Source organism: Bartonella sp. CB10SXKL (genome assembly GCF_042195515.1).
Lineage (GTDB): Bacteria > Pseudomonadota > Alphaproteobacteria > Rhizobiales > Rhizobiaceae > Bartonella.
Window position 1 is genome coordinate 1 of the sequence record NZ_JBHION010000057.1, and the last position, 1,993, is coordinate 1,993.

Here is a 1,993-nt window from a genome sequence, read left to right on the forward strand (position 1 = left end):
ATACTCAAAACATGGCAGATACGTTATATATCTTAAGTGATGGAAAGCAGGATTATGTAAACTTGGAAAATCATAAATATGACGTTGTGGGTACAAAGATTGGCAAAAATCCTTACACTTTTGAACAAATACCTCCTGGAAGTGGTCCCTGGAAAGAGAGAGGGCAAATATTTAAGGGCTACCCAAGTGTTCATGCTTGTTATGGTCATGCCGGTGATGCTTGTACATGGCGCTACGGTTCACCTAATCGTACGCCAATTTATTCAAAATATTCAGGAAGAAAAAAATGAAGAAAATCTTGAAATTATTAAGTGGTCTCATTCTGTTAAATATTGCTGGATGTAACATTGATAAGCCTGCTCCAGGGTATTTGAGTATGTGGGAGAAAAATAGTGTTACTGATTTTACGGAGATAGGAAAAGCCCTATTAGAATGTGGCATGCCAACGCCTTATGATATCGATCCAGAAAACCAACAGCAGAGTATTAATGCTAAAGCAACAACTTATGCTTGCATGCTCCAATCAGGATTCCGCTATAAAGATGAAGAAGTAGCAAGAGCGGGAGGGCCATGTTATACTTTTAAAGAGAAAAACTTGCCCATTTGTCGTCCAGGCGCTGTTGTTCCACAGCGAAGTGTCAAGAAGCGCTTAAACAGCCCTTTTTGTAAAAAATATAAAAATAGTCGCAAATGCCAGCCTTAAGTTTTGCAGCTAGTGATGATCAACAATCCGCCATCCTTGCCTTCACTTGGAATGGCGCGATTGTTTCCTCACGCACATTATTTAACGGATGAAGAAAAGCAGCATTTACAAAAAGGTGCTGATGGCAAGGTGCATGTGTCCTTTAATGGCATCTTTACTCCACCAGAGGAAGCCGCTGTTTATGCGGTTCAACATGCGAAGGATAAAAATGCACCGCTTTATTTTGTGGTGTTCCCAGAAGCCGATTCTGCTATCTCAGAACTTTTGGTCGCGGGCTATCAGAAGTTTATGGAAAATAACTTTTGGGGTTTGACCAATTCAACACAAGAAGCAAAAGATTTGGTGTATAGCCATGGTATTACAGGGTTAGAACTTTATGGACATAGCCGTGGTACCATGACATTGGGGAATATGCTGAATTCTTTCAAACAAGAAGGTGTGCACGGTATAGCCGACAACACGAAGATCAATTTCTATGGACCCGCCTTTAATGTTTTAGTTGCATCCGGTCTGTTAGGTTATGTGAGTGGTGGCAAACAAACCACTATTGGTTTTGATGGGCATAGATTTGACGTTGTAAGCAGATTGATTGGTGGCAATGGCTATACTTATGAGACAATATCTGCTGGCAGTAACTGGTGGAAAGAATGGTGGAGAGTGATCATGAATCCCATAAGTTCCCATACCTGTCTTGGAGACGTGGGTCCAAAATGCCAAAAGTTTTATGGCACATCTCATCGTGAACAATTTCCTTTAAGTAAATCAAGGAGTAAAAAATGAAACAAACTCTAAAATTATTAAGCACTGTAACTTTGTTAATTATAACTGGATGTAATATCGATAAACCTCCTCCAGGAGAGGTGGCTACGTGGGAGAAAAATGGTGTTACTGATTTTACTGAGGTAGGAAAAGCCTTGTTAGAATGTGGAATGCCGAGCCTTATTGATGCCGATCCAGAAAACAGAAAACTCAGCTACAATGCATGGGCAACTATTGATGCCTGTATGGTTCAATCAGGTTTTCGTGATAAAGTGGGGGGAGGGACTTGGTGCGAGAATCATAAAGCCGAAAACCTTCCCATTTGTCGTCCAGGCGCTGTTGTTCCACAGCGCAGTGTCAAGAAGCGCTTAAACAGCCCGTTTTGTAAAAAATATAAAAATAGTCGCAAATGCCAACCTTAAGTCTTGCTGTTTGTGATGATCAACAATCCGCCATCCTTGCTTTTGCTTGGAATGAGGGGATTGTTTTCTCAATCCATCATCTCAATATTGTTCACCGTTGTTTTAAGCA

Annotated in this window: 3 protein-coding genes and 1 pseudogene; all 4 read left to right on the plus strand. The window is 40.8% G+C overall.

Annotated elements, in window-relative coordinates:
* Positions 1-290 (plus strand): annotated as a pseudogene (locus tag ACFIK3_RS09305) (hypothetical protein); the annotation flags it as partial.
* Positions 287-703, plus strand: a complete 417-nt coding sequence (locus ACFIK3_RS09310; RefSeq protein WP_375631978.1) for a hypothetical protein — start codon at positions 287-289, stop codon at positions 701-703. The pseudogene ACFIK3_RS09305 and the gene ACFIK3_RS09310, both read left to right, overlap by 4 nt.
* A 15-nt stretch (positions 704-718) precedes the next feature.
* A complete protein-coding gene (locus ACFIK3_RS09315) occupies positions 719-1,483 on the plus strand; it encodes a filamentous hemagglutinin (protein ID WP_375676609.1) in 765 nt (254 codons plus the stop codon).
* Entirely contained in the window at positions 1,480-1,884 is a 405-nt protein-coding gene (locus tag ACFIK3_RS09320; RefSeq protein ID WP_273719577.1) for a hypothetical protein, read from the plus strand. Before ACFIK3_RS09315 ends, ACFIK3_RS09320 begins: the two co-directional genes overlap by 4 nt.
* The last annotated feature ends 109 nt before the right edge of the window (positions 1,885-1,993 follow it).